This window comes from Rothia mucilaginosa, assembly GCF_001061665.1.
Lineage (GTDB): Bacteria > Actinomycetota > Actinomycetes > Actinomycetales > Micrococcaceae > Rothia > Rothia mucilaginosa_A.
The window spans coordinates 162,396-184,649 of the sequence record NZ_JVSP01000002.1; the positions used below are offsets into that span (position 1 = coordinate 162,396).

At 64.2% G+C, this 22,254-nt stretch carries 19 protein-coding genes; 7 read left to right on the top strand and 12 right to left on the bottom strand.

Annotated features, from left to right (window positions below):
* Positions 1-53 precede the first annotated feature (53 nt).
* From ADJ95_RS01025 to ADJ95_RS01030, 3 genes are all read left to right on the top strand, one after another.
* Positions 54-2,132, top strand: coding sequence for an FCD domain-containing protein (locus tag ADJ95_RS01025; protein ID WP_049331724.1), 2,079 nt, complete (start codon positions 54-56; stop codon positions 2,130-2,132).
* Positions 2,133-2,383: 251 nt separating this feature from the next.
* Positions 2,384-2,482 (top strand): 30S ribosomal protein bS22, encoded by a 99-nt coding sequence (locus ADJ95_RS09075; RefSeq protein ID WP_005504750.1) that lies wholly within the window; start codon positions 2,384-2,386, stop codon positions 2,480-2,482.
* Between the two features lie 95 nt (positions 2,483-2,577).
* Positions 2,578-3,267, top strand: a complete 690-nt coding sequence (locus tag ADJ95_RS01030) for a histidine phosphatase family protein (protein WP_049331726.1) — start codon at positions 2,578-2,580, stop codon at positions 3,265-3,267.
* Between the two features lie 98 nt (positions 3,268-3,365).
* Here ADJ95_RS01030 and ADJ95_RS01035 read toward each other — a convergent pair whose 3' ends face one another.
* From ADJ95_RS01035 to gluQRS, 6 genes are all read right to left on the bottom strand, one after another.
* Positions 3,366-3,818 carry a PLD nuclease N-terminal domain-containing protein gene (locus tag ADJ95_RS01035; protein ID WP_049331729.1) on the bottom strand — a complete coding sequence of 151 codons (453 nt, stop codon included), beginning with the start codon at positions 3,816-3,818 and terminating at the stop codon, positions 3,366-3,368.
* 111 nt (positions 3,819-3,929) lie between these two features.
* Entirely contained in the window at positions 3,930-4,844 is a 915-nt protein-coding gene (locus tag ADJ95_RS01040) for a 1,4-dihydroxy-2-naphthoate polyprenyltransferase (protein ID WP_049331731.1), read from the bottom strand.
* Between the two features lie 91 nt (positions 4,845-4,935).
* Positions 4,936-6,300: an AMP-binding protein gene (locus ADJ95_RS01045; protein ID WP_049331734.1), complete on the bottom strand. Its 1,365-nt coding sequence runs from the start codon at positions 6,298-6,300 to the stop codon at positions 4,936-4,938.
* Between the two features lie 173 nt (positions 6,301-6,473).
* Positions 6,474-7,427 (bottom strand): 1,4-dihydroxy-2-naphthoyl-CoA synthase, encoded by a 954-nt coding sequence (locus tag ADJ95_RS01050; RefSeq protein ID WP_049331736.1) that lies wholly within the window; start codon positions 7,425-7,427, stop codon positions 6,474-6,476.
* Between the two features lie 207 nt (positions 7,428-7,634).
* Positions 7,635-9,122: a sodium/proline symporter PutP gene (putP, locus tag ADJ95_RS01055; protein WP_049331739.1), complete on the bottom strand. Its 1,488-nt coding sequence runs from the start codon at positions 9,120-9,122 to the stop codon at positions 7,635-7,637.
* 419 nt (positions 9,123-9,541) lie between these two features.
* Complete coding sequence (gene gluQRS / locus ADJ95_RS01060) at positions 9,542-10,546, bottom strand: tRNA glutamyl-Q(34) synthetase GluQRS (RefSeq protein ID WP_049331740.1); 1,005 nt, start codon at positions 10,544-10,546, stop codon at positions 9,542-9,544.
* Positions 10,547-10,723: 177 nt separating this feature from the next.
* Between gluQRS and ADJ95_RS01065 the strand changes: the two genes are divergently transcribed.
* Positions 10,724-11,632: an MBL fold metallo-hydrolase gene (locus tag ADJ95_RS01065; protein ID WP_049331743.1), complete on the top strand. Its 909-nt coding sequence runs from the start codon at positions 10,724-10,726 to the stop codon at positions 11,630-11,632.
* A 165-nt stretch (positions 11,633-11,797) separates the two neighbouring features.
* Here ADJ95_RS01065 and ADJ95_RS01070 read toward each other — a convergent pair whose 3' ends face one another.
* The 3 genes from ADJ95_RS01070 to ADJ95_RS01080 all read right to left on the bottom strand — a co-directional run bounded on the left by ADJ95_RS01070 (position 11,798) and on the right by ADJ95_RS01080 (position 16,101).
* Positions 11,798-12,817: a glycosyltransferase gene (locus ADJ95_RS01070; protein WP_049331746.1), complete on the bottom strand. Its 1,020-nt coding sequence runs from the start codon at positions 12,815-12,817 to the stop codon at positions 11,798-11,800.
* Between the two features lie 225 nt (positions 12,818-13,042).
* A complete protein-coding gene (gene menD / locus ADJ95_RS01075) occupies positions 13,043-14,935 on the bottom strand; it encodes a 2-succinyl-5-enolpyruvyl-6-hydroxy-3-cyclohexene-1-carboxylic-acid synthase (protein WP_049331749.1) in 1,893 nt (630 codons plus the stop codon).
* A 128-nt stretch (positions 14,936-15,063) separates the two neighbouring features.
* Complete coding sequence (locus ADJ95_RS01080; protein WP_049332177.1) at positions 15,064-16,101, bottom strand: o-succinylbenzoate synthase; 1,038 nt, start codon at positions 16,099-16,101, stop codon at positions 15,064-15,066.
* 399 nt (positions 16,102-16,500) lie between these two features.
* Here ADJ95_RS01080 and ADJ95_RS08965 point away from each other — a divergent pair, with 399 nt between their 5' ends.
* The 3 genes from ADJ95_RS08965 (at position 16,501) to ADJ95_RS01095 (ending at position 19,548) form a co-directional block, all read left to right on the top strand.
* On the top strand, positions 16,501-17,925 hold the full coding sequence (locus ADJ95_RS08965; RefSeq protein WP_053088798.1) for a phosphatase PAP2 family protein: 1,425 nt from the start codon (positions 16,501-16,503) through the stop codon (positions 17,923-17,925).
* Positions 17,926-18,112: 187 nt separating this feature from the next.
* Positions 18,113-18,490: a cupin domain-containing protein gene (locus ADJ95_RS01090; RefSeq protein ID WP_049331751.1), complete on the top strand. Its 378-nt coding sequence runs from the start codon at positions 18,113-18,115 to the stop codon at positions 18,488-18,490.
* Between the two features lie 224 nt (positions 18,491-18,714).
* A complete protein-coding gene (locus tag ADJ95_RS01095) occupies positions 18,715-19,548 on the top strand; it encodes an oxidoreductase (RefSeq protein ID WP_049331755.1) in 834 nt (277 codons plus the stop codon).
* 100 nt (positions 19,549-19,648) lie between these two features.
* Here the strand turns inward: ADJ95_RS01095 and ADJ95_RS01100 are convergent, their stop codons facing one another.
* The 3 genes from ADJ95_RS01100 to ADJ95_RS01110 all read right to left on the bottom strand — a co-directional run bounded on the left by ADJ95_RS01100 (position 19,649) and on the right by ADJ95_RS01110 (position 22,233).
* On the bottom strand, positions 19,649-20,428 hold the full coding sequence (locus tag ADJ95_RS01100; RefSeq protein ID WP_049331757.1) for an amino acid ABC transporter ATP-binding protein: 780 nt from the start codon (positions 20,426-20,428) through the stop codon (positions 19,649-19,651).
* A 34-nt stretch (positions 20,429-20,462) separates the two neighbouring features.
* The gene (locus tag ADJ95_RS01105) at positions 20,463-21,266 is read right to left on the bottom strand and encodes an amino acid ABC transporter permease (RefSeq protein WP_049331760.1); all 804 of its coding nucleotides are present in this window, start codon (positions 21,264-21,266) and stop codon (positions 20,463-20,465) included.
* A 127-nt stretch (positions 21,267-21,393) separates the two neighbouring features.
* Entirely contained in the window at positions 21,394-22,233 is an 840-nt protein-coding gene (locus ADJ95_RS01110; RefSeq protein ID WP_049331762.1) for an ABC transporter substrate-binding protein, read from the bottom strand.
* Positions 22,234-22,254 lie beyond the last annotated feature (21 nt).

A 22,254-nucleotide genomic window follows, 5' to 3' on the forward strand; every position in this document is an offset into this window, starting at 1 on the left:
TGTCCTCAAACACCCACTCTCACTCACCTCTTTAAGCGAAAGACAGCATACACGTGGCTATTCATCGTAAAATTCTGCGCTGGCTCGAGAACGAATTGTTCGAAGGTAATATTCAGCTGGGCCAGGACCTGCCCACGGACAGCGAGATTGCGCGCGCGATTGGCGTGGGACGATCTCGCACCCGCGACGCCCTGCGAACCCTTGAAGACATGGACCTGGTGCAGCTCTACACCGGTCGTGGCAAGGAGATGCTGGTTCACCTGAGTGATGAGCCTGCCGCCGCCGCAAGTGCCGCCCTGCGCCTGCACATGTCGAGCTCGCGCTACCCCACGCGTGACCTGGTGCAGACACGAATTCTGCTGGAGAGCTGGGCGATTGCGCGTATTGATCCGAAGACCGTGTCCTTTGCCGAGATGGACGACGTCCTCGCCCAGATGGAAGACTTCGACCTGTCCATCCGCGATTTCCTGGAGCTTCTGCTGAGCTTCCACCACCAGGTGATGCGTTGCGCCGGCAACGAGCTACTGGTCGGTCTTCTGGCGTCCGTGCGTCAGCCGAGCTTCGAATCGATGCTCTCCCTGGTTGGCCGCATGCCGCTGTGGAGTAGCGCCGTGGAGCGTCTGCGCGCCGAGAGCCGTGCCATTGCCGAGGCCCTGAAGGCCGGCGATGCTGCGACGGCGCGCGCACTGGTGATTGGCCAGCTACGCGGCATGTATTCCGAGGCGGGCATTGACCTGGAGGAAGAAGCGACCTCCGCGAACGGGCTACCCGGTGAGCCGGCGGCGGCCTCCTTCGCCCCGGTTGAGCTGGAGGATTTTGAGGCCGACGACCTGGTTGAAGATTTCGACGAGGCCATTGCCGATGACCCCTCATTCTCGGATGCAGATTTTGCGGTTGCCGGCGTTGAGGTTTCCGGCGATGCACAGCCCGTTTCGGATGGTCCCGCGGAGGAACCCCGGAGTGAGACCGTTGCGCCCGTGATTTCGGCCCCCGCACCTGCCGAGGTGAAGGCTCCCGAGCCCGTACAGTCGGTTCAGGCGCAGCCCGCCCGCTCGAAGACCGAGCCCCAGAAGGCCGAGTCTCCGCGCGCCGAGGCCCCCGCCCGCTCGGCGCGCTCCGTGAGCGCGGATGTGCCGCTGAGCTTCGGCACCCCGCGCCCCCGCACGGCGACCCGTGCTCCCCAGGCTCAGGTAGCCCAGCCCGCGCAGAGTGCCGGCGCCCCGTGGCAGGGCGGCTCCGCGCAGAACCTTTCCGCGCAGAACACCCCCGAGCCGGCTCGGGCCGATGCCCGTGACGCTCAGCGGACCCTGCAGTCCGCTCCCGCCGAGGAGCCGGCGGAACCCGCAAAGGTTCTGCGTGCGGCATCCGGTACGTCCCGTCGCCGTAGCGGCCAGATTATTTCCCCGGTGCGCGCCACCATCATCAAGCCCGTGGATCGTAGCCGCACCCTGGTTGCCCCGAGCGTGCTTGCGTCCCGCGCCGCCGAGCCCGCCGCTTCCTCCGGCGACCGCGTGCTGCGCGCTCCCTCGCGCGAAAGCGTGGAGGCACCCGCTCGGAAGGCCGCCGCCCCCGAGTCCGCCCAGCCGGCCGCTCAGCAGGCGCATGAGGAGCCCTCGGCCGAGCTCTCGAACCGTCTAGAGGCGGCCGCGACGCTTCAAGATACCTACGCGATGCTCCCGCACGAGCAGGATCAGGAGCCGGAGCGCCGCGGTCTGCTGTCCAAGATGAAGCGATTCTTCGGTGTGGACGTGTACGAGCCCGCCTCGCGCGGTGACGCGGAGCAGGCCCCCGAACCGGCTGAAGAAAAGGACGCCGAGGAGAAGGTAACCGCACCGGACGCCGAGGCCCTGGCCCGTGCCGAGGCCGAGCGCGCCGAGCGTCTCAAGGCTTTCCACGCCGCCGCATCCGAGGACTCCGCCGATGAGGAGCCCGAGCTCGCTACCGCTGATTCTGGTGCCCTCGAGGAGCCCGCGGTGGAGGGCTCCGAGGCAGAGCCGGTCGAATCCGTCGAGCCCGGCGAAACCTCCGCACCCGCAAACGCCGACGCCGCTTCTTCAACTCACACCTCTGGCTCCGCCCTGTCGAAGGGCCGTTCCAAGGGCTCGAAGAAGTCCAAGAAGAAGCGTCGCTAGGCTTTCGGAAACACCGTTTTAGCCCGGCTTAGCCCCGGGAAGATCCGGAAAAACGGGGAAAAACTCCTCAAAACCGGCTCTCGAATGGTGAAAATGGGTGCAAACCTAGTACTCTAGGTAGGTAGCGCTCCGAAACGCAGGGTATTTCTGTGCCTAAAATGCGTTCCGGATCGGTTATACCGGTATACATATTCCCGGGTAGCTACCGAGTCGAATGGCTCGGCCGGGTACGAGTAAAGTGAGGAAATCCTATGGGTTCCGTTATCAAGAAGCGCCGCAAGCGTATGTCCAAGAAGAAGCACCGCAAGCTGCTTCGTAAGACCCGCCACCAGCGCCGCAACAAGAAGTAAATAGACTTCTTTCGCCCCGCCCTCTTGCACGAGGAGCGGGGCTTTCGCGTTCTCGCTGTTTGGGGGTGGGGGCCGCTATCTGAGAGACTGGACCCATGACTGAAACTCACACCGTTAAAGTTCATCTCATGCGCCACGGTGAGGTGCACAACCCCGAACGTATCGTGTACGGCCGCCTTCCCGGTTACCGCCTGTCCGAGAAGGGCCGGCAGATGGTGCGTCTGAGCGCCGAGGAGTTCGCGGCACGCGCTGAAGACGGCGCCCGCTTCGTGCACCTGGTCTGCTCACCCCTGCAGCGCACCCGCGAGTCGGCCGCACCCGTCGAGGAGCTGCTGGGGCTGACCGCCCAGCCTGACGAACGCGTCATCGAGGCCGATAACTACTTTGAGGGCCTGCACGTGAACGCGCAGGAGCTTCTGCGCAACCCGCGTCACTGGACGAAGCTCTACAACCCGGCCCGTCCCTCCTGGGGCGAGTCCTACCTGGAGCAGGTACGCCGCATGGCCGCGGCCGTTCAGGACGCCGCCCGTCGCGCCTACGAAATCGGCGGCGAGGGTGCGGAGGCGATCATCGTCTCGCACCAGCTACCGATCTGGATTACTCGCCTGGGTGTGGAGGGTCGCCTGCTGCAGCACGACCCGCGTTCCCGCGAGTGTAACCTCGCCTCGATTACGACCCTCGCGTTCAGCACCGTGGACTTCGAGCACGAGATGCCGCGCTTCGCGGGCTACTCCGAGCCTGCCGCACCGCTGTACGGTGGCGTTATCCAGCTTCCCGGAAGCTAAGTCACGCGCGTTATTCGCGGGTATAGCTAAGGCTGCGGGGCGCATCCATTGAGGGATGCGCCCCGCAGCCTGCGTTAAGAATGGGGAATCGTACCGGGCTATCGGCTCGGGTCGTCCTCGGGAGGTTCGCCTTCGGTCCCTTCATTTTCGGGCCGTTTATGTTCGGGGTTAGAATCCTTGTGCCCGTCGGTGCCGGCTTCTCGAGATGCGCGCTCCGCCTCGCGGCTGGCGCGTTCGCGCTCGGCCTTCGCCTTGAGCCAGCGCAGGTAGGCCTCATCGTCGTCGGGGGAAGCCATCGAGGGGGTGTTGCCTCGCTGAGCCGCGCCGGGCAGAGAGATAGAGCCGCGGGCGCCGCGCTCCCGCTTGGGGCGGCCCAGCAGCAACCACAGCACGGGACCCACCACAGGGAAGAACAGGGTGACGAGAACCCACAGCCACTTGGGCAGGGTACGCTCCTCGCGCGCGGGGGTGCGCACGGCATCCAGAAGGGCGTAGATGGTCAGGCCCACCACGAGGGCGCCCGCACCAATAATCAGCATGGCTCGAAACATAGAACCACTATGACATATCGCGGGTCGTCGCCAAAAGCGAGTCAGCTCAGGACTGATCCACCGCCGCCGTGCGGTATCGAAGGAGCAAAACTTTGGGAGGGCTCCGGCGGCTTAGTAGCCGGTGAACACCTGAATTTCGTGGCTGATGATATCCAGCGAACCCAGCCACACGGCCAGCGCCAGGAGCACCGAGTACACGAGCGCCACGATGCCAGCCTGCTTCAGCACGGGAATCAGCTCGCGGCCACCACGCATCCACACAGTCATGCAGGAGTGAACGGTCGGGCCCACGAGCACGAAGACCAGCATGAACCAGGGGTTCTGGTCGAGCAGCAGGACGGTCAGGAGCAGCGCGAGGGCCATCTCTGCGATGTAGGCGACGCGCGACCAGCGCTCGCCCAGGCGCACCGCAAGGGTCAGCTTGCCGGCCTCGATATCGGTGGGGATGTCACGCACGTTATTCGCCATGAGCAGTGCGCAGGAAATCAGGCCAATACCGATAGCCCCCACCCAGCCCAGCAGGGTCAGCGTGTGGGCCTGCGTGTAGAGGGTGCCCAGGGTGGCGACCAGACCAAAGTAGACGAAGACGAACACATCACCCAGGCCCATGTAGCCGTAGGGGTGCTTGCCGCCCGTGTAGCCCCAGGCCGCAAAGACGCTCGAGGCGCCAATCGCCAGGAACCACCACTGGTTTGCCAGGGCCACCAGCACCAGACCCGCCAGCATTGCCGCACCGAAGCACGCGAATGCGGCGTACTTGACCGAACGGGGGCTGGCCACGCCCGAACCGACCAGACGCAGGGGCCCCACGCGGTCTTCGTCGGTACCCTTAATGCCGTCGGAGTAGTCGTTGGCGTAGTTCACGCCCACCTGCAGGAAAAACGCGACCAGGAAGGCCAGGAAGGCGTACAGCGGCTTGTACTCGCCAATCTCGTAGGCAGCGGCCGAACCGGCAATAATGGGAGCGACGGCAAGCGGCAGGGTGCGCAGGCGCGCGCCTTCAATCCATTGAGCGGCAGTGGCCACGGGGGTTCCTTCCAGGGGTTGATGCGTTTGCGGTGAGGAGGGCTACGGGAGGTACGGGACGGCGCCGTGAGGCAGAACCGCGGCGCGAATACTATCCGCGCGAGGCCTCCCGATAGTCCCTGTCCAGGATACTGTATATTTCGCGGCGGTCCGGTTTGCCAGTGCTGGTAAGCGGGAAGTCGGGCAGGAAGCTCAACAGCTTGGGCGCCGCCGCCACACCCAGGCGTTTGATGCAGAGGCTCCGCAGGGCCTCGCGTAGCTCCGCGTTCTCGGCGAGGGCCGTAGCCGCGTTCTCGGCGAGGGCCGTAGCCGCGCCCTCGGCCGGGGACACGAGCGTGAGGGCGGCCGTCACGGCGGAGCCCCAGCGTGCATCCGGCAGACCGCACACGAGGGCTTCGCGCACGGCGGGGTGGCTCTCAAGAGCCTCAGCTACCGCGCGGGCCGAAATTTTGACGCCGCCGGTGATGACGATGTCGTCGCTACGCCCCAGCACGCGTAGGATGCACGGCTCACCGGGGGCGTGAGTGCTCAGCAGGCCGTAGTCGTCGGTGCGGTACCAGCGGGTGCCGTCGGCAGCGGCGAAGAAATGCTCTGCGGTACGACCGGGGTCGCCCAGGTAGCCCTGCGCCAGATGCGCGCCGCTGATCCAGATGCGACCAACCTGCGGCGGATCCTCATGCGCCGGGTCCTCATTCGTTAGCTCCATACCCGCGGAGGGCACGCTCGGCATGCCCTCTTCCGGGATGAGCTCCACCCGCACGCCGGGCAGCGCCCGGCCGGAGTAGATGCACCCGCCGGCGGTCTCGGCGCTACCGTAGGTGGTCACGACGTTGAGCCCCAGCTCTTGGGCGGCTGCGAGCAGGTCAGCGCTGGCGGGGGCACCTCCGAGCAGAATCCCGGTAAAGGAGCGGAGCGCGGCGTGAATTTCTTCGCCCGTGCGCGGCTGGTTCCGGGCCGTCTCGAGAAGCTTGTGCAGCTGGGTGGGCACGAGCGAAACAAAGCGACGGGTGGAGCTCAGCCGCTCGACCGCCCGCAGGAAGACATCGGGGCTAAAGTGCACCGGCTCGGTCACGGAGCGTGCGATGACTGGCTCGGTTCCGGCCAGCACCGAGCGGGCCAGAACCTGGGCGCCCGCAACATAGTGCGCGGGTAAGGCTAGAAGCCACTGGGAGGCCTCGCTTCCCGCGCTCTTGAAGAAGCCCTCGGTAGCCTCCGCGCTCGCCCCCAGGGCCCGGGCGCTCAGCGCGGTGTGCTTGGGGATTCCGGTGGAACCGGAGGTACCCACGAGCAGGGCGACGGAATCCTGATCGTTCCCCGCGAAGATTCGCCCGAAAGAATCCAGAAGGGCCCGCGGATCGGCGGGTCGATCGGCCCGCAAGCGTACCGCGTGAGGGTGCAGGGCATCCTCCCCGGGGGCGGGTAGGGGCTCGAGCCCGGGTACGGGGGTGGTAATCATAGAAAGTCCTTAGCGGCTGTTCGTAGCGGCTGTGCTCTAGTGGCGTGTCATGCGCCGGGGCTGCAATAACGCGCCCAACAACGCGCCGGAGCCGGATTCTTAACTGAGGTTCTCAGGGTTGAATCCGGCTCCGAGCCTATGCATCTGAAACTACTTCTGCGTAAGAGTATCTCTTAGAAGTAGTACGGGTAGTTGGACCAGTCCGGGTCACGCTTCTGCAAGAACGCGTCGCGACCCTCCACGGCCTCGTCGGTCATGTACGCCATACGGGTTGCCTCACCGGCGAAGACCTGCTGACCGAGCATGCCGTCGTCGGGCAGGTTGAAGGCGTACTTGAGCATGCGGATTGCCTGCGGGGACTGGCGGGCAATGTGCGCCGCGTATTCTAGGCCCTTGTTCTCGAGCTCTGCGTGGGGGACGACGTCGTTGACCGCGCCCATTTCGTACATGCGCTGTGCGTCGTATTCCTTGGCGAGGAAGAAGATTTCGCGGGCGAACTTCTGACCCACCTGGCGTGCGAGCAGCGCCGAACCGTAGCCGGCATCGAAGGAGCCGACGGTTGCGTCGGTCTGCTTGAACTTGCCGTACTCTTCGGAGGCGATGGTCAGGTCAGCTACCACGTGCAGGGAATGGCCCCCACCCGCTGCCCAGCCGGAGACGAGGGCGATAACAACCTTGGGCATGGTGCGGATGAGGCGCTGCACTTCCAGGATGTGCAGTCGGCCCGCGCGTGCCGGGTCGATGCTTTCTGCGGTCTCGCCGCTGGCGTAGTGGTAGCCGTCGCGGCCGCGGATGCGCTGGTCGCCGCCGGAGCAGAATGCCCAGCCGCCGTCCTTGGCGGAGGGGCCGTTGCCGGTGAGCAGTACGGTGCCTACGTTGGAGGTCATGCGGGCGTGGTCGAGGGCGCGGTAGAGTTCGTCCACGGTGTGCGGGCGGAATGCGTTGCGGACCTCGGGGCGGTCGAATGCGATGCGCACGGTGGGCAGATCGCGTAGGATTTCGCCGTTTTCGTCGCGCTCAACCTGGCGGTGGTAGGTGATGTCGGTGAAGTCTTCGAAGCCTTCGACGACGCGCCAGTCGGCGGGGTTGAAGATGTCCGAGACCTTTTCGGGAAGTTGTGCAGTCATAGACCCTATTTTACGGTGCCCGCGGTGCGGCTCGTCGAGGCCGGGGAACGAAGCACGCTCGGCATAATATTCCAATAGCAGAATATGATGCGCGGGGAAGGGTCTCTGTCCTTGCGCTCATACCTGTATCTTGGCAAGTTAAGACCCTATAAACAGGCCAAGGCCCGGACCGCGTGTGTGCGGCCCGAGCCTTGGGGAAGAGACTCTTTACTTGACCTTGGCGAGCTCAACCGCGCGGTCGAACTCTTCGTCAATGGCGTCGTTCTTCTTGTAGGTCATGAGCGAAACCACGATGGCGACAAGCAGCGCCGAAGCGAAGCCGGGAACCATTTCGTAGAGCACGGACTTCATGGGGCTCTGGCCCCATGCGAATGCCACAACGGCACCGGTAATCATGGAGGCCAGTGCACCCTGGGTGGTCAGCTTACGCCAGTAGAGGGAGAGCAGAACGGTCGGGCCGAAGGCCGAACCGAAGCCAGCCCAAGCGAATGCGACCAGCTGCAGAATCGAGCTGTTGGGGTTCCATGCCAGGGCACCGGCGACCAGCGCCACGATTGCCACGCCTGCACGGCCGAGCCACAGGGACTTGCCGGCGCTGAGCTTCTTCGAGGAGAAGATGCCGTAGAGGTCCTCCACCAGAGCGGAGGAGCACACAATCAGCTGCGAGGAGAGGGTGGACATAATAGCCGCCAGAACCGCCGCCAGAATCAGACCGGCGATGAAGGGGTGGAAGAGAATCTGCGAGAGGTCCAGGAACACGGACTCTGCGGTCTCGGGGTTGGTGAGGGATGCTTCGGGGTGGCGTGCAAAGTACGCGATACCCATGAATGCGCCGCTGAGTGCACCGAACACGGTCAGAACCATCCAGCTGATGCCGATGCGGCGGCCGGACTTTGCGTCGGCGGAGGTGCGCATTGCCATGAAGCGCACGATGATGTGCGGCTGGCCGAAGTATCCCAGACCCCAGGCGAGGGATGAAATAATACCGGCGAAGGTGGTGCCCGCGAAGATGCTGAGGGCGTCGGGGCGAACCTGGCTGATGGATTCAACCACCGGGCCTACACCGCCAAGATCGATGATGGTGATGACCGGCACGGCGATGAGTGCTGCAAGCATGAGCAGACCCTGAACCATGTCGGTGTAGGAGGCGCCCATGAAGCCGCCGAAGAGGGTGTAGAACACGGTGATGCCCGCCAGCAGGAGCATGCCGGTGTGGTATTCCTGGCCGAAGGAGGACTTGAAGAACAGGCCGCCGGACACCATACCGGAGGAGACGTAGAAGGTGAAGAACACCAGAATCACGACACCGGAGACGATGCGCAGCACACGCTTGGTGTCCTTGAGGCGGTTGCTCAGGAAGACGGGGACGGTCACTGCGTCGCCGGCAACTTCGGTGTAGCTACGCAGTCGCGGTGCCACGAACTTCCAGTTGCACCACGCACCGATGGTCAGGCCGACGGCGAGCCAAGCCTGGGAGAGGCCGCTGAGGTAGACGGCGCCGGGCAGGCCCATGAGGAGCCAGCCGGACATGTCAGATGCGCCAGCCGAGAGTGCGGCGACGGTGGGGGAGAGCTGTCGTCCACCCAGCACGTAGTCGTCGAGGCTGTTGTTCTTGCTATTGGCCCACAGGCCAATCGCGATCATGGCGACAAAATATATCGCCAGCGCGATGATTTGGTATGTACTCGCGGCCATTGTTTTCCTTCTCTCCTGGTGTTGGTGAGCGTCTGTGTGTATTTATACGCTACTCCATAACTTTATAAGTGGTCTGGGATACATTCTAGATTCTTCAGAACGGAAAATAAAACCGTCGTTGCGAAATTTAGTTATGCGGTAAACAAATAAATATGCATCAATAGAATATTGCGGGTAACCGTATGTGTGGGAGACAGTGGGAATCTGTGTGAAAAAATGCCCGAAAACCCGGGGTGATAGGGCTTTCGGGCATTGTGCCACGGGCTTAGCTATGCAAAGGCAACACAAACGCGCATCGGCATATTCAATGCAAACGAAGAAAACGAAAAGTTTAAAAACCTTGACGGGGTGTCGTCTAACGTGTCGCCCATAGAAGGGGGTACGGGGCAGGAAGAGCCCGCGTTACGTGGTGTGAAGGTCTAAAGATTACGCACGACCCAGGGCTCACGCGACATGAGGGCCGGGTCAAAACGCTCCAGAATCACCGAAGCATCCGGCACCGGAACCCGAGCCTCATGCGGGCGGCCCGAATCGTCCAGCACCGGAATGGAGGCTGCAATCCAGCCGAGCACCTCGGGGATGGTCACCCCCGCCTCCTGAAGCTGAGGCAGGGTGACCGCGCCATCACGCTTGGCCAGGCGCTTACCCTCTTCGTTCAGCGCCAGGGGAACGTGCGCGTAGCGCGGCTGCGGCAGACCCAGCAGGCCCGCCAGATATGCCTGGCGAGGCGCGGAGGGCAGCAGGTCATCGCCGCGCACAATCTGCTCAACCCCCACGAAAGTGTCGTCCACCACGGAGGTCAGGTTGTACGCGTAGGTGCCGTCGTTGCGTACCAGCACGAAATCGTCCACCAGCCCGGTGTAGGGGCCGTAAAAATCATCATGCACCGTGTAGCTCGTGCGCTCGGCGCGCAGGCGCAGAGCCGGCGGACGCTGGGCGCGGCGCTCCTCGCGCTGCGCCTCGCTCAGTCCGCGACAGGTGCCCGGGTAGGCGCCCGGGGCGCCGTGCGGTGCGCTCGAGGCCTCCTGAATCTCGCGACGGGTGCAGTAGCACTCGTACACGAGGCCCGCCTCGCGCAGGCGCTGAACCGCACGCTCGTAGGCGGCAAGGCGCGTGCTCTGGTAGAGGACGCCGGCCCTCTTACCCTCGGTACTCTCTGCCGCGCTGCCCGGGCTGACATCCCAATCCAGGCCCATGGCTTGCAGATCGGCTAGCTGGCGTTCCGCAGCACCGGGCCGCACACGGTCCAAATCCTCAACGCGCACGTAGAAGGGCTTACCGCCGCGGCGAGCCATCGCCCACGCCAGAATCGCGGTGCGCAAATTACCCAGGTGCAGGTCGCCCGAGGGGGAGGGGGCGTAGCGTCCCGTGCCGCTGGGGAAAACCGCACCGGAAACATCGTTCGAAGAATCTGGAGAAATCATGGTTCCATCCTACGCGGAAAGCACTGCAACCAAGGCGGATCCGGGCCGGGCGGCTGGGGCTCCGGAACCCGAAAACCTCTCGGAGTGTGCCCAATTTCCTTTTCCAAAAAGGGAAATCTTGCTCTCTGAGAGTGCAATGGCGCAACATCGCTCAAAAATTCCAGTAGGGTTGTATCTATGGCTCGCACAATTGAACTTGCCGACGGCGTGTATCGCATCGCGACGGATAACTACCGACTCAATACCGGACTGGTTCTCGGACTGGAACGGGCACTGGTCGTAGATACCGGCGCCGGTCCCCGTCAGGCCACCGAAATTTATGATGAGGTTCGCCGCCTCACCCGACTTCCGATTACCGTAGTGAACACCCACGGCCACTACGAACGATTCTTTGGTAACGACGTCTTCGCGGCTATGGGGGTCGAGGAGTTCTGGGCGCACCCCCGCGCCGCTCGCGCCATCCGCAAGTACGGCGCGGCGCAGCGATCCTACGTTGAGACCCTCGAACCCGAGATGGCGCACCACCAGGGTGCCGCCACCGATATCGTCGTGCCCAACCACCTGGTCGCTAACAACGGCGACGGCATCACCTTCACCCCGATCGACCTGGGCGAACGTAGCGCAACCCTCATGTACATGGGTCCCGGCCACACGGACGGCGACATCATGGTCGGCGTTGAGGACGTGCTCTTTATGGGTGGCCTCATTGAGGAAGGCACCGACCCGTACTTCGAGGATTCCTTCCCCGATCGTTGGATTGACACCCTGGGTGCCGTGCTGGAATTCGACCGCTACCGCGTGTTCGTGCCCGGTAATGGCGAGCCCGTGGACCGCACCTTCGTGGAGCGCGAACGCAACACCATGATTAGCGCAATCAAGTCTATTCGTGCTTCGACCCTGGACCGCGAGGACGAGGCGACCACCGCCGCAATGTACCAGCTGCCCTATGCGCCGGGCGCGACCCGCTTCCTGCTGGACCGTTTGGCCCAGCTCGAGAACGCCCCCGACTCTGAGAGCTTCGACGTGGAGCACCCGGACACGAGCGGCTTTACGGGCCCGATTACGCTGGGCAAGGCTGCCTACTAGGCCCTGTACTCCGCGATGGGTGGGGGAACGTAGAGTGCCCCACCGCCTTGCCGGAGCCTCAGCGTATTCAATATAGCCGATACGGCATAAACGCAGGTGCGGGCCGGTTTCTTCTCAGAAACCGGCCCGCACCTGCGTTATATATCAGTCGTGCGCTAGGGGGATCTACGCCGCGGCGTACTCCGCGCGCATGGCCTCACAATCGGTCTTCAGCGCAGCGGGAACTTCGCCCATCGCGCCGCAGAGCTCCACGAAGCGGTGGCGCCAGTCCAGGTGCTCCAGGGCGCGACGAATCTGACGCTCACCCTGTTCGGGGGTCCAACGCGAGGCGGCCTCGGCAACCTGCGCGAGGCCCGCGCAAGCATCCGCGTGATCGATATCGACGGTCGCGCCGTCCCAGAGAATCTCGCGTACGGTGCTCGTGTTCGGAACCTGACCCACCACGGTGACGCCGGAGGCCAGAGCATCGGTCCAGCGGCCGGTGATGTACTCCTTCGTGGGGTGGGTGTAGGGGGCGGGGCTCACCGAGGTGGAAAAGGCCAGCAGGAACTTCGCGCGGTTCAGCGAATCCTGCAGGTGCTGCGCCGACTCGCGGTCGTTCGCGCCAAAGGGCGGGCGGCCCTCGAAGCTCAAACCCAGCTCCTTGGCCAGGCGGGCGGTTGCCTCGTCGTCCTCGTAGGCGGCGGGCTGTCGGCCCACGCGCAGCAGATCGGTGGTCTTGGAGGGCAGGGTCGCAAGACGCTCCGAGAAGGAGCTCCACACGTCCGCGCCCCAGGGCAGCACGCCCGGGGTCTTCACGCCGGCCGCGGTCCAGGGCTGGACGTCGTCGGCGTCGGCGACGAAGATACGGTCGTAGACCGAGGACTTCGCAATGGCGGGAATACGGTCGTCCCAGAAGCTGTCGATGACCCAACCGTAGATGGCACCGTAGCGGCGGAACGCGAAGGAACGCTGCGCGACGGCGTAGAGCTGGCCGGGGTCGGAGGCGATGACCACGCAGCGGCGAGAGCCGCCCTTGAGCCGCGGTAGGCGAGCCAGAAGCTTCGTTTCCTTGGACAGAGAAGCCCCCACGTCGACGGTGTGGACGGTGCCGCCGGTGTAGCGGGCCAGGAGGTCCGCCATGGCGTGCACCGGAACCCAACCGGCGCCGGAGGGGACGGCAACAATAATATCGAGTGAGCTCATAAGATTCCTTGAGAGGGATCCGGCCGGGGAAAATGCGCGCAATGCTCATCACAATTGGCGGGACGAGCGGCACGCTCCCGGGGCGGACGGACGACAGATATTTAAGCGGGAAAATCCCTTGCGGCGGCCCCGGTACCGGGTATTTGCCGGGTAAACCCGCGGCGGGGCGCATGCAGTCTTCAGTATATCCGCAGCCCGTGGTTCTCCGGGGTTCAGCCTCGCCCGCTAGGGTGTGTGAATACGCACCTCGATACCCGATTCGGCGCCAAACCCGGCGGCCATGCGCGCCAGGTTGGTGTTCGGGGCGGCCGCGACCGTGAAGAAGCGGCTCACCGCGGCGGCGAATTGCTCGTCGCGGGCCAGCTCTCCGTGTTCCAGGGTCGTGAAGATGCCGCCGCCGGCGTCGTCGAAGACCTCGATGCGCAGGTCGGGTAGCAGCTCGGTGCTCGGCAGATTGAGCGACGCAATGTCGTGCTGGAAGGTCAGGTCGCCGCAGAGCAGGGTCACCGGCAGGGCGGAGCCGCCGATGACGGGGCGGCCCTCGGAATCCGTCCCGGCGGGGTAGTAGCCCGAGAGGGAAACGCCGATGGCGGTTGCCGTGGTGCCGTCGATACCGGCCAGACCGCGGTTGGCGAAGACGCGCGCGGGGGCGGGCTCGCCCAGGGCGGGGGCCGCCGCCTCCAAATCACGCACAAGGTTGGAGGAGCCCAGCACGAGGAGCCGCTTCTGCTCCACGGCTTCCCGCCAAACGCGGCGGGCGTAGGAGCGTCCGGCGGTGCGATTGCGGTAGTCGAGGTAGCGTTCCTCATCCTCTGGGCTATTGCCCGAGGCACCGTCCGCGCGGTGCTCGTAGGTCTCAATTTCGCGCAGTGCGGCCTGCTGCAATTGCTTGCCGGCACGCATCCACTGCTGGACCCAGGCCTCGGCGGTTTCACCGGTTTCTTCTTCTGCGGGGTCGGTGCCCTTGGCCGGGGCGTCCTTGACACCGCGCGCGAACTCGGCGAGCTGCTGCGGGCTGGAGATTTCGATAAAGGAACGCGCTCCGGGCTCGTACCAGCTGGCGCGGCGCGGCGCGTAGTAGGCGCAGGGCACGCTCTCGTCGGCCAGTAGAGCGGTCACGGGGCGTGAAAGGGTCGGGTGACCGAAGAGCACCACGCGCTCAATACGCGCGGCAGGCTCGAATCCCTCTGAGGAGAGCAGCTGCGGGTAGTGTGGAATGGCGGTCGCGCCGTGGCGTGCCTCGGAGGAGGGCTCGGCCAGTAGCGGCAGGTTCAGCACGCGCGCGAACTCGGCGGCAAATTCCCCAGCCCCGTCGGCGGCCACCACGACGGTACGCGAGGTGGTGGGGGGTGCGGGGGCCTTCGCCTCAATGGTTTGGGCCCCGGTGCTGAGGGAGCTCAGAAGCCACTCCCTTTCTAGCGCGGAAAGCCCCGACCCCTCGGCACGGGCGGCGCGCAGGCGAGCCTCCTCCTGCGGGTCGTAGTCCTCGAGCAGGCTCTGGGCCCACTGCGGCAGGGCGTGCGCGAACTGCCCGGTAGGGGTGAGCGGCGTATCGAAGCAGAGGTTCAGGTGAACCGGGCCGATGGGCTCAGCCGAGGGGCGGGCCCAGTTTTCTGCGGCGCGGCCGGTCAAAGCGTTGAGGCAGGCAGCGAAGGCAAAGGTCTGCTCGCCTTCCTCCTGCTCGGGATAAGCGGTCAGGTCGGCCTCGGCGCGCACAAAGGGAGAGAAGAACCCGGCCTGGTGGGTGGTCTGGTTGACGCCGCTTCCACGCAGACGCTCGGGGCGGTCTGCGCTCATGATCGCGAGGGGTATGCCGGCATGGTAGGCCTCCATGACGGCCGGCATGTACTCGCCCAGGGCGGTACCGGAGGTGCACACAAGGCCCACCGGGCGGCCCGAGGCTTTGGCGATGCCGAGAGCCGTGAAGGCGGCGGTTCGCTCGTCCACTCGCACGTGAGCGATGAGTGCTCCGGCTTCGGCGGCCGCGGCGATGGCGTAGGCCAGGGGCGCACTGCGGGAGCCCGGGGACACGACAATATGCCGCATTCCGGCGCGAATCAGTGAGTCGAGCACGGAAATTGCGGTCAGCATGGCGGGGATGGAGCGATGTTTAGTCACCGTACCATTCTAATGCCGCGCCCATATCGGGCCGGTATGGGTTACCTTCGCGCGCTGGTTCATGACGCACGGGCTCGTGACGACGCGCGGTTCTTGAGAGGCTCAAGCCCCCATGCTCTAGCGGCGGTCTAGCCGCGGTGGATGCGTTCCAGCACGCGGTAGCAGCGGCTCACCCGCTCAGCCCACCACCGGCGGGTCGGCTCGTCGGCGGCCAGGCGCTCGAGGCGCTGCGGGTCGGGCTCGACGGCTCGCACCCGCATGAGCCCGTCGTGGGCGATCATGGGGTCCTCGGCGACGTCCTCGGCCATGAGCGAGACGGTTCCCAGGCCGCACCCGTACTTCAGGGTCGGCAGGGAGGCCGCCAGGGCGGCGCCGGTTGCGATGCCCACCGAGGTTTCCAGGGCCGAAGAGACGACGGCCGGAAGCTGGGTCTGCTCAACGATGGCCAGGGCACGGCGAACACCGCCCAGGGGAGCGGCCTTGATGATGATGAGGTCGGCGGCATTGGCGCGGGCCACGCGCAACGGATCTTCGGCCTTGCGAATCGACTCGTCGGCGGCGATGCGGACCGGCAGTCCCTCCTTGGCCACGGCGTAACGGAGCGCCGCCATGTCCTCGATGGTGGCGACCGGCTGCTCGGCGTAGATGAGGCCGTACTCGCAGAGTTTGCGGAGCGCCTCAAGAGCGCCGGAGGGGGTGTAGCCCATATTCGCATCGATCTTGAGGCGAGCCTCGGGGAGCGCCTCGCGCGCGGCGGCCACGCGGGCCACGTCGTCGGCGAGGCTCTGGCCTTTCTCCGCGACCTTGATTTTGAGCTCCCGGATGGTGCCGTCGTAGCGGGCGAGTACCTCAGGCACGCGTTCGGCGGGGACGGCGGGCAGTGTCGCGTTGAGCGGAATACTTTCGCGCACCGGCTCGGGGGCGGGGAGCCAGGCCGCTTCGAGGGCGCAGGCGAGCCAGGCGGCCGCCTCTTCGTCGCCGTATTCGAGGAATGGCGCGAACTCGCCCCAGCCTCGGGGGCCGCGAATGAGCGCGCTCTGGCGACGGTTCACACCGCGGAAGGTGACGTTCATGGGGATATCAACAACGGCTAGGCATTCGAGCACCTCGTCCAGCGGGGGTAGCGGAAGCCCCGCGAGGCGGAAACCGTAGCCCAGGGGCGGCACGCCGCCCGGGGTGGACTCTGCGGGTGATGATTTGTGATGCACGCTTACTGTTGTCCTTTCCCGCTAAAAATTTTTTTAGCGGTTCAAGCCCCTCGATATGGGGCACGTCCCAACTCGAACCGGGCGCTCGGCACGCCGCTGACCAGGGCTTTTAATGGGGGGCTTGGGGAACTTTCGATACCTCTCGCGTTAAGCCTGCGTATTTTGCGGAAACTCTCAGCTTAGCGACCCAAAAACTTTACCTTTTCATAGCTTAACCTGAGATAGTGAGGTAGTTACTCTATCAGCGCGGTGACCGCATTCGACTCGCGCGAAGGCTTGGGGGTCTTCGCCGCCGGGTGGACCGCAGCGAGGTAACGCCATGAGGGAGAAGGTACGAAACGAAGTGTGGAGGGGCTTATGAGCTATCGATGGAACGCGCACGAAACCGTCGCGAGCGGCGCGGTGAGCGATTCTGAGGCAACCCGCCCGCTTCAGACCGGCGATAATGCCCCTACCCTGCCCTTCTCCGCCGAGGCCGTCGCGGACCGCGCGGCCGAGCTCTCCGATACCCAGCCTATCTCTGCGACCCAGCCGATTTCGGCTACCCGTTCCTCTTCCGCGCGCGCGTACGCGCACGATGCACAGGACCCCACCGAGGTGCTCCCCGCCCGAAGCCCCGACACCCGCTTGCTGTCGAACACTGACGGCTCCACCCGCCTCATGCAGGCCACCCAGACGCTTGAGGAGCCGACCATTCAGGCTTCTCGCTCGCCCTATGCGGCCCCCAGGGTTGAGCCCGCGACTCCGGCTGCACCCGCCGCGCCGGTGCCGCCTCGCGCGGCGAACCCCAACGTTTCCTACGGGGGAGCCTCGTATTCCGGCGTTCCCTACCCCAACGAGGCCTTCCCTCCCGCTTCTCAAACGGGCAACGTCTATTCCCAGGTTGGAGTGACCTCGATGAGCCCCATGGGCAACCCAATCCGCCCGGGTGAGGGCGACCCGAAGAGCTTCCCGAGTACCGGCCTTCTGATGCGGCATCTCTTTGCCCTGCTCTTCTTGGGGGCCTCGCTTTTCGGGGCCTTCCGTTTCTTCATCTACACGCACGTTGGCCAGCAGGTGGATGAGCAGGCCTACGCCGAGTACACGAACCAGTTCCTCAACTATCGCGGTCCGACCCTGACCGCGCTGGACTCGTTGCCGACGATTGTCGGTGTGGTGGCGGTGCTCGGCCTGATTGCGGTGCTGGTATGGAAGCACCGGTTCCTCCCGGCACTGGTGGGGGTGCTCTGCGGCGTGGGAGCCTGCGTCACGACCTACGCGCTGAAGAACTACATCATCGTGAAGCCCGACTGGGGTATTCAGGAGGCGGTGAGCAATTCGGCGCCCAGCGGCCACACGACGTTCGCGGCGGCGGCCGGTGCAGCCCTCTTCCTGGCGGCTCCCCGGTTGATGCGTCCGACCGTGGCCCTGTTGGCGGCGGTCGCGACCTGCCTGACGGGTGCCTCCACGATTATTAACGGCTGGCACCGCCCGGTGGATGTTGTGACCGCGATTCTCGTGACCTCCATGTGGACGGTACTGGGCATGGCCCTGCTGCGCTACGTGCGTCGCGGTGACTTTACGATTGCCTCGCGCGGCGGCCTGGTGTTGGTGCCGTTGTTGACGATTGCGACGCTTTTCCTTTCCTTCTGTTCCGTGATTCTGTACCTGATTGCGATTTTCTCGCCCATCCCGGGAGGCGCGTTTACCGCAGCGACCTGCATGATCGTGGCGGTGAGCTTCGGTACGACGGCGCTGACGGTGAATCTGCTGCGCGCACGCAATAGCAAGCGTCAGGCGTAACCCAAATGCGTGCCTCGCCCTCATACGGCGGGGCACGCGTTTTTATTGGCTTTGTGTGTGGGCGTTGCCTCGCGGGGGAGCGCAGAATACAATGGAGATAATTGGTATTTTTGATACCAAATAACAGTATTGGCGACTAGCTGCCGGGCCGCATACTCCGCCCGGCTCGAGTAGAAAGGTGCGTACCATGGCAGGTACCCATGAAGGCCGCGTCATCATTTTCCCCCAGCTCACCGAGGAGCTAAAGCCCTTCGAAGACAAGCCCCAGGCCCGCAAGATTGTGGACGCCGACGGCGGCAACCTGACCCTCATGGAGCTGGCGGCCGGCCAGTCCTGGCACGAGCACCACAGCGTGCACCCCATCTTCGTGCAGGTTCTCAAGGGCGAGGTGATCTTTCACGTGAAGGATCGCGATATTACCCTGGTCCCGGGCAAGCCGATTCACGTGACCGCCAAACTTCTGCACTCCCTGCGCGCCGTGAAGGACTCCACCCTGCTGGTGACCATGCTGACCGGTGAATCGCACCCCGAGCCCAAGCTCACCGTTGAGGTGGAAGAGGTTTAAACCCCGGCCTCTAAACCCCTGACCCCAAAACCTTAGCTCGCCGCCGCATCTGCACAGGATGCCGCGGCGAGCTTTTTCTCTGTCCTCCTGCCCTCACATATGTCGGCGAGAATACCCTCACGCTACGCCCTGAGCTTTCTGCATGCTCATACGCCCCCGCGCGGGCGTACCCTGAGAAGTACACTCCCGCTAACCTCACAGGGAGCAACCCGAAAGGATACGCAATGCCCAAGTCACTGCAACGCCCCGTCGTTCTTCTCACCGGCGCCAGCTCCGGTATCGGCTACGACGTAGCGCCGCTGCTGGTGCGCTACGGCTACACCGTCTACGGTGCCGCCCGCCGCGTTGAGAAGATTGAAGAGCTCGCCTCCGAAGGCGTGAAGGCGCTCAGCCTGGACGTTACCGATGAAGCATCCATGGAAGCCGCCGTACAGCAGATTATTGAGGCAGAAGGTCGCATTGACGTGCTCATTAACAATGCAGGCTACGGATCCTACGGCGCCATTGAAGACGTCCCCATCGACGAGGCACGCCGCCAGTTCGAGGTGAACCTCTTCGGCCTGGCGCGCCTCACCCAGCTGGTGCTGCCGCATATGCGCGCACGGGGCAGCGGGCGCATCCTGAACATCTCCTCAATGGCGGGGCGTATTACCTCGCCCCTGGGCGCCTGGTATCACGCCACCAAGTACGCTCTCGAGGCGTTCAGCGCTGCGCTGCGCATGGAGGTTGAAGAGTTCGGTATTGACGTGGTCATTATCGAGCCCGGCGGCATCAAGACCCCCTGGGGGCTCATCGCGGCAGACCACCTCGAGGAATCCTCCCGAAACGGTGTCTACGCGGCTCAGGCACAGCGCGTTGCGGCAAATATGCGTAAGCTCTACTCGCCGTCCTCCAACCTTTCAGAGCCCAAGGTTATCTCTAACGCTATTCTGCGAGCCCTGGAAGCGCGCCGCCCCAAGACCCGCTACCTGGTAGGTTTCGGTGCTAAGCCCTCCGTGTTCCTGCATACCGTGCTACCGGACCGTCTCTTTGACAAGGTGGCGCGCCGTATCTTCTAGAACCGAAATAGCGGCGAACTAGAGCATTAAAAAGCGGGCGGTGCTGCGCGAAACAGAATGTTTCGTACAGCACCGCCCGCTATATTTTCAAGAGCTACTACTAGTTTACAACCGCGTGGGTCGGATCGAGCACTCGAGCCAAGAAAGCCCGGGTGCGTTCGTGCTTGGGGGCGCCAATCACCTGGTCGGCAGGGCCTTCCTCCACGACCACGCCGTCGGCCATGAAGACGACTTTGTCGGCCACCTCGCGGGCGAACGCCATCTCGTGGGTCACCACAATCATGGTCATGCCCTCGTCGGCCAGGTTACGCATAATGCTCAGAACCTCGCCGACCATCTCCGGGTCCAGCGCACTGGTGGGCTCGTCAAAAAGCATCAGGTCGGGGTGCATGGAGAGCGCACGGGCGATGGCCACACGCTGCTGCTGGCCGCCGGAAAGCTGAGCGGGAAAACGGTCTTCCTTGCCGGCCAGGCCCACCTTAGCGAGCTGCTCGAGGGCCACAGCCTCCGCCTCCTCCTTGGAGCGGCCCAGCACCTTAATCTGGGCAATCGTGCAGTTATCCAGGATGTTCAGGTGACCGAAGAGGTTGAACTGCTGGAACACCATGCCCATGTGGGTGCGCACGCGGTTAATGTCCACGTCCGGGTCGGTGACCTCGGTATCGCCCACCATGATGGTGCCGTCGTTCGGCTCCTCCAGTAGGTTCACGCAGCGCAGCAGGGTGGACTTGCCCGAACCGGAGGGGCCGATGAGGCACACGACCTCGCCGGGGGCGACCTCCATATCGATACCCTTGAGCACCTGGACCTTGCCGTAGGACTTGTGCAGGTTAGAAATGCGCACCGAGGAGGCGGCCATGGATGAAATTGAAGCGGTCATAGTATCCGTAATCCGTTCTGTCTCGTCGTTGCGCTTACTTGCGGCCGGTCAGCTGGGTGCGGCGCTCAAAGTATGCGGAGAGCTGGCCCAGCGGGACGGTGATGATGAGGTAGCACAGGCCGGCGACCACCAGGGGAGTCAGGCCCGCATTGGCGGCGGTCAGGCCCTCACGGCCGAACTTTGCCAGCTCGTACTGCGATACGGTCACGCCCAGCAAGTAGACGAGGGAGGAGTCCTTGGTCAGCAGGATAACCTCGTTGGTCAGCGGGGGAAGCACCACGCGGAAGGCCTGCGGGATGATGATCGAGATCATCGCGCGGGTGTGGGACATACCCAGGGAGCGTGCCGCCTCCATCTGGCCCTTCGGAATGGCCTGCAGGCCCGCGCGCAGCACCTCGCTGATGTAGGCAGCCGAAACCATACCCAGAGACAGGGTCACCGGAATTAGGTTATCCACGAAGCGAATCTTGAAGGCCAGCGGAATACCGTAACCGAAGGCGAAGAAGACCAGCAGTGCCGGGATACCGCGGAAGAGCTCAACGTACAGGGTGGCAATCCAACGGTACGGGGCAATGGAGGAAATACGCATGAGCGCCAACAGTAGACCGCCGGAGAGGCCCACAACAAAGCCCAGCGCGGTGTAGAGCAGGGTGTTCTTCAGCGCCACGGTGATGACGTCGGGGAACTGCTTAGCTGCCACATCGAGGTTGAAGACCTGCTGGCTGAGGGTCTTCCAGTCAGCCAGCAGAATGGCAGCCAGGGCAATAACGGCCAGGATGGCGTACTGTGCGTAGCGGAAGAGCTTCTGCTTCTGGCGGGGTGAAAGTTTAGAGGACATGCGCTTTCTTATCGAGTGCTGTTCGGTCAAGAGCGTACTAAACGCTCGCGGAAAAAGGCTGGGACCTCCCCAACCCAAAAGTATTAGGGTACTCCTGAATTGGGGGAGGAACTAACCGATGAGGGAGTTAGGACGCGGAGGAGGAGGCGCTCGCGGAGGCCGAGGAGGTGGTGCCCACCCACTTGGCCTTCATCTTGTCGAGCTCGCCGTTCTTCTTGAGCTTGTCAATGGTGGCGTTGGCCTTGGCCAGCAGTGCCTTGTTGTTGGAGGAGACGGCTGCCGCGATTTCCTCGGTGTTCTCGGAATCCTGGTAGGCAATCTTGAAGGAGTCCGGGTCGTTGGTCAGCGCCTCGGAAATCACGGAGAGGTTGGCTGCGACGGCCTTGACCTGACCGGTCTTCAGAGCGGAGAACATGAGGGAGGTGTCTTCGTACTGGATGACCTCTGCGCCGTTAGCCTTGGCGTAGGTCTCACCGCTGGTAGCCTGCTGGGCACCGACGGCCACGCCCTTCAGGTCGGCTGCGGAGGTGATGGAGGAGCCCTTGGGAACCAGGATGGCCAGGTTGTCGTCGAAGTAGACAGTGGTGAACCCCATCTTGCTCTTACGTTCATCGGTCACGCCGATACCCGCCAGCGCGATGTCGCACTGGCCGGTGGACAGACCGGTGCCGGAGTCTAGGCCCTCGAAGCTGATGGAGGTCAGCTGTGCCTTCACGCCCAGGTCGGAGGCGATGGCGTTGGCGATGTCTGCGTCCAGGCCCACGATGGTGCCGTTCTCTTCGTATTCGAAGGGTTTGTAGGGGGTGTTGGTGCAGACGCTGAGCACGCCGGACTTGACGAGGCTGACCTCGCCGTTGGCGTCAGAGTTTTCGTTGGCGGTGGAGACGCAGCCGGTCAGTGCTAGGGGCAGTACTGCCAGCAGGGCCAGCGGCTTGAGGGATGCCTTTTTGAGGATTGCGGTGTTCATCGGGGTGCTCCTATGTGCGGT

Excerpts from the sequence above, each read along its gene's own strand:
- ADJ95_RS01110 (WP_049331762.1), bottom strand. The coding sequence starts at position 22,233 with ATGAACACCGCAATCCTCAAAAAGGCATCCCTCAAGCCGCTGGCCCTG.
- putP (WP_049331739.1), bottom strand. The coding sequence starts at position 9,122 with ATGGCCGCGAGTACATACCAAATCATCGCGCTGGCGATATATTTTGTC.
- ADJ95_RS09075 (WP_005504750.1), top strand. The coding sequence starts at position 2,384 with ATGGGTTCCGTTATCAAGAAGCGCCGCAAGCGTATGTCCAAGAAGAAG.
- ADJ95_RS08965 (WP_053088798.1), top strand. The coding sequence starts at position 16,501 with ATGAGCTATCGATGGAACGCGCACGAAACCGTCGCGAGCGGCGCGGTG.
- gluQRS (WP_049331740.1), bottom strand. The coding sequence starts at position 10,546 with ATGATTTCTCCAGATTCTTCGAACGATGTTTCCGGTGCGGTTTTCCCC.
- ADJ95_RS01035 (WP_049331729.1), bottom strand. The coding sequence starts at position 3,818 with ATGTTTCGAGCCATGCTGATTATTGGTGCGGGCGCCCTCGTGGTGGGC.
- ADJ95_RS01090 (WP_049331751.1), top strand. The coding sequence starts at position 18,113 with ATGGCAGGTACCCATGAAGGCCGCGTCATCATTTTCCCCCAGCTCACC.
- ADJ95_RS01100 (WP_049331757.1), bottom strand. The coding sequence starts at position 20,428 with ATGACCGCTTCAATTTCATCCATGGCCGCCTCCTCGGTGCGCATTTCT.
- ADJ95_RS01070 (WP_049331746.1), bottom strand. The coding sequence starts at position 12,817 with ATGAGCTCACTCGATATTATTGTTGCCGTCCCCTCCGGCGCCGGTTGG.
- ADJ95_RS01030 (WP_049331726.1), top strand. The coding sequence starts at position 2,578 with ATGACTGAAACTCACACCGTTAAAGTTCATCTCATGCGCCACGGTGAG.
- ADJ95_RS01105 (WP_049331760.1), bottom strand. The coding sequence starts at position 21,266 with ATGTCCTCTAAACTTTCACCCCGCCAGAAGCAGAAGCTCTTCCGCTAC.
- ADJ95_RS01065 (WP_049331743.1), top strand. The coding sequence starts at position 10,724 with ATGGCTCGCACAATTGAACTTGCCGACGGCGTGTATCGCATCGCGACG.
- ADJ95_RS01095 (WP_049331755.1), top strand. The coding sequence starts at position 18,715 with ATGCCCAAGTCACTGCAACGCCCCGTCGTTCTTCTCACCGGCGCCAGC.
- ADJ95_RS01050 (WP_049331736.1), bottom strand. The coding sequence starts at position 7,427 with ATGACTGCACAACTTCCCGAAAAGGTCTCGGACATCTTCAACCCCGCC.
- ADJ95_RS01045 (WP_049331734.1), bottom strand. The coding sequence starts at position 6,300 with ATGATTACCACCCCCGTACCCGGGCTCGAGCCCCTACCCGCCCCCGGG.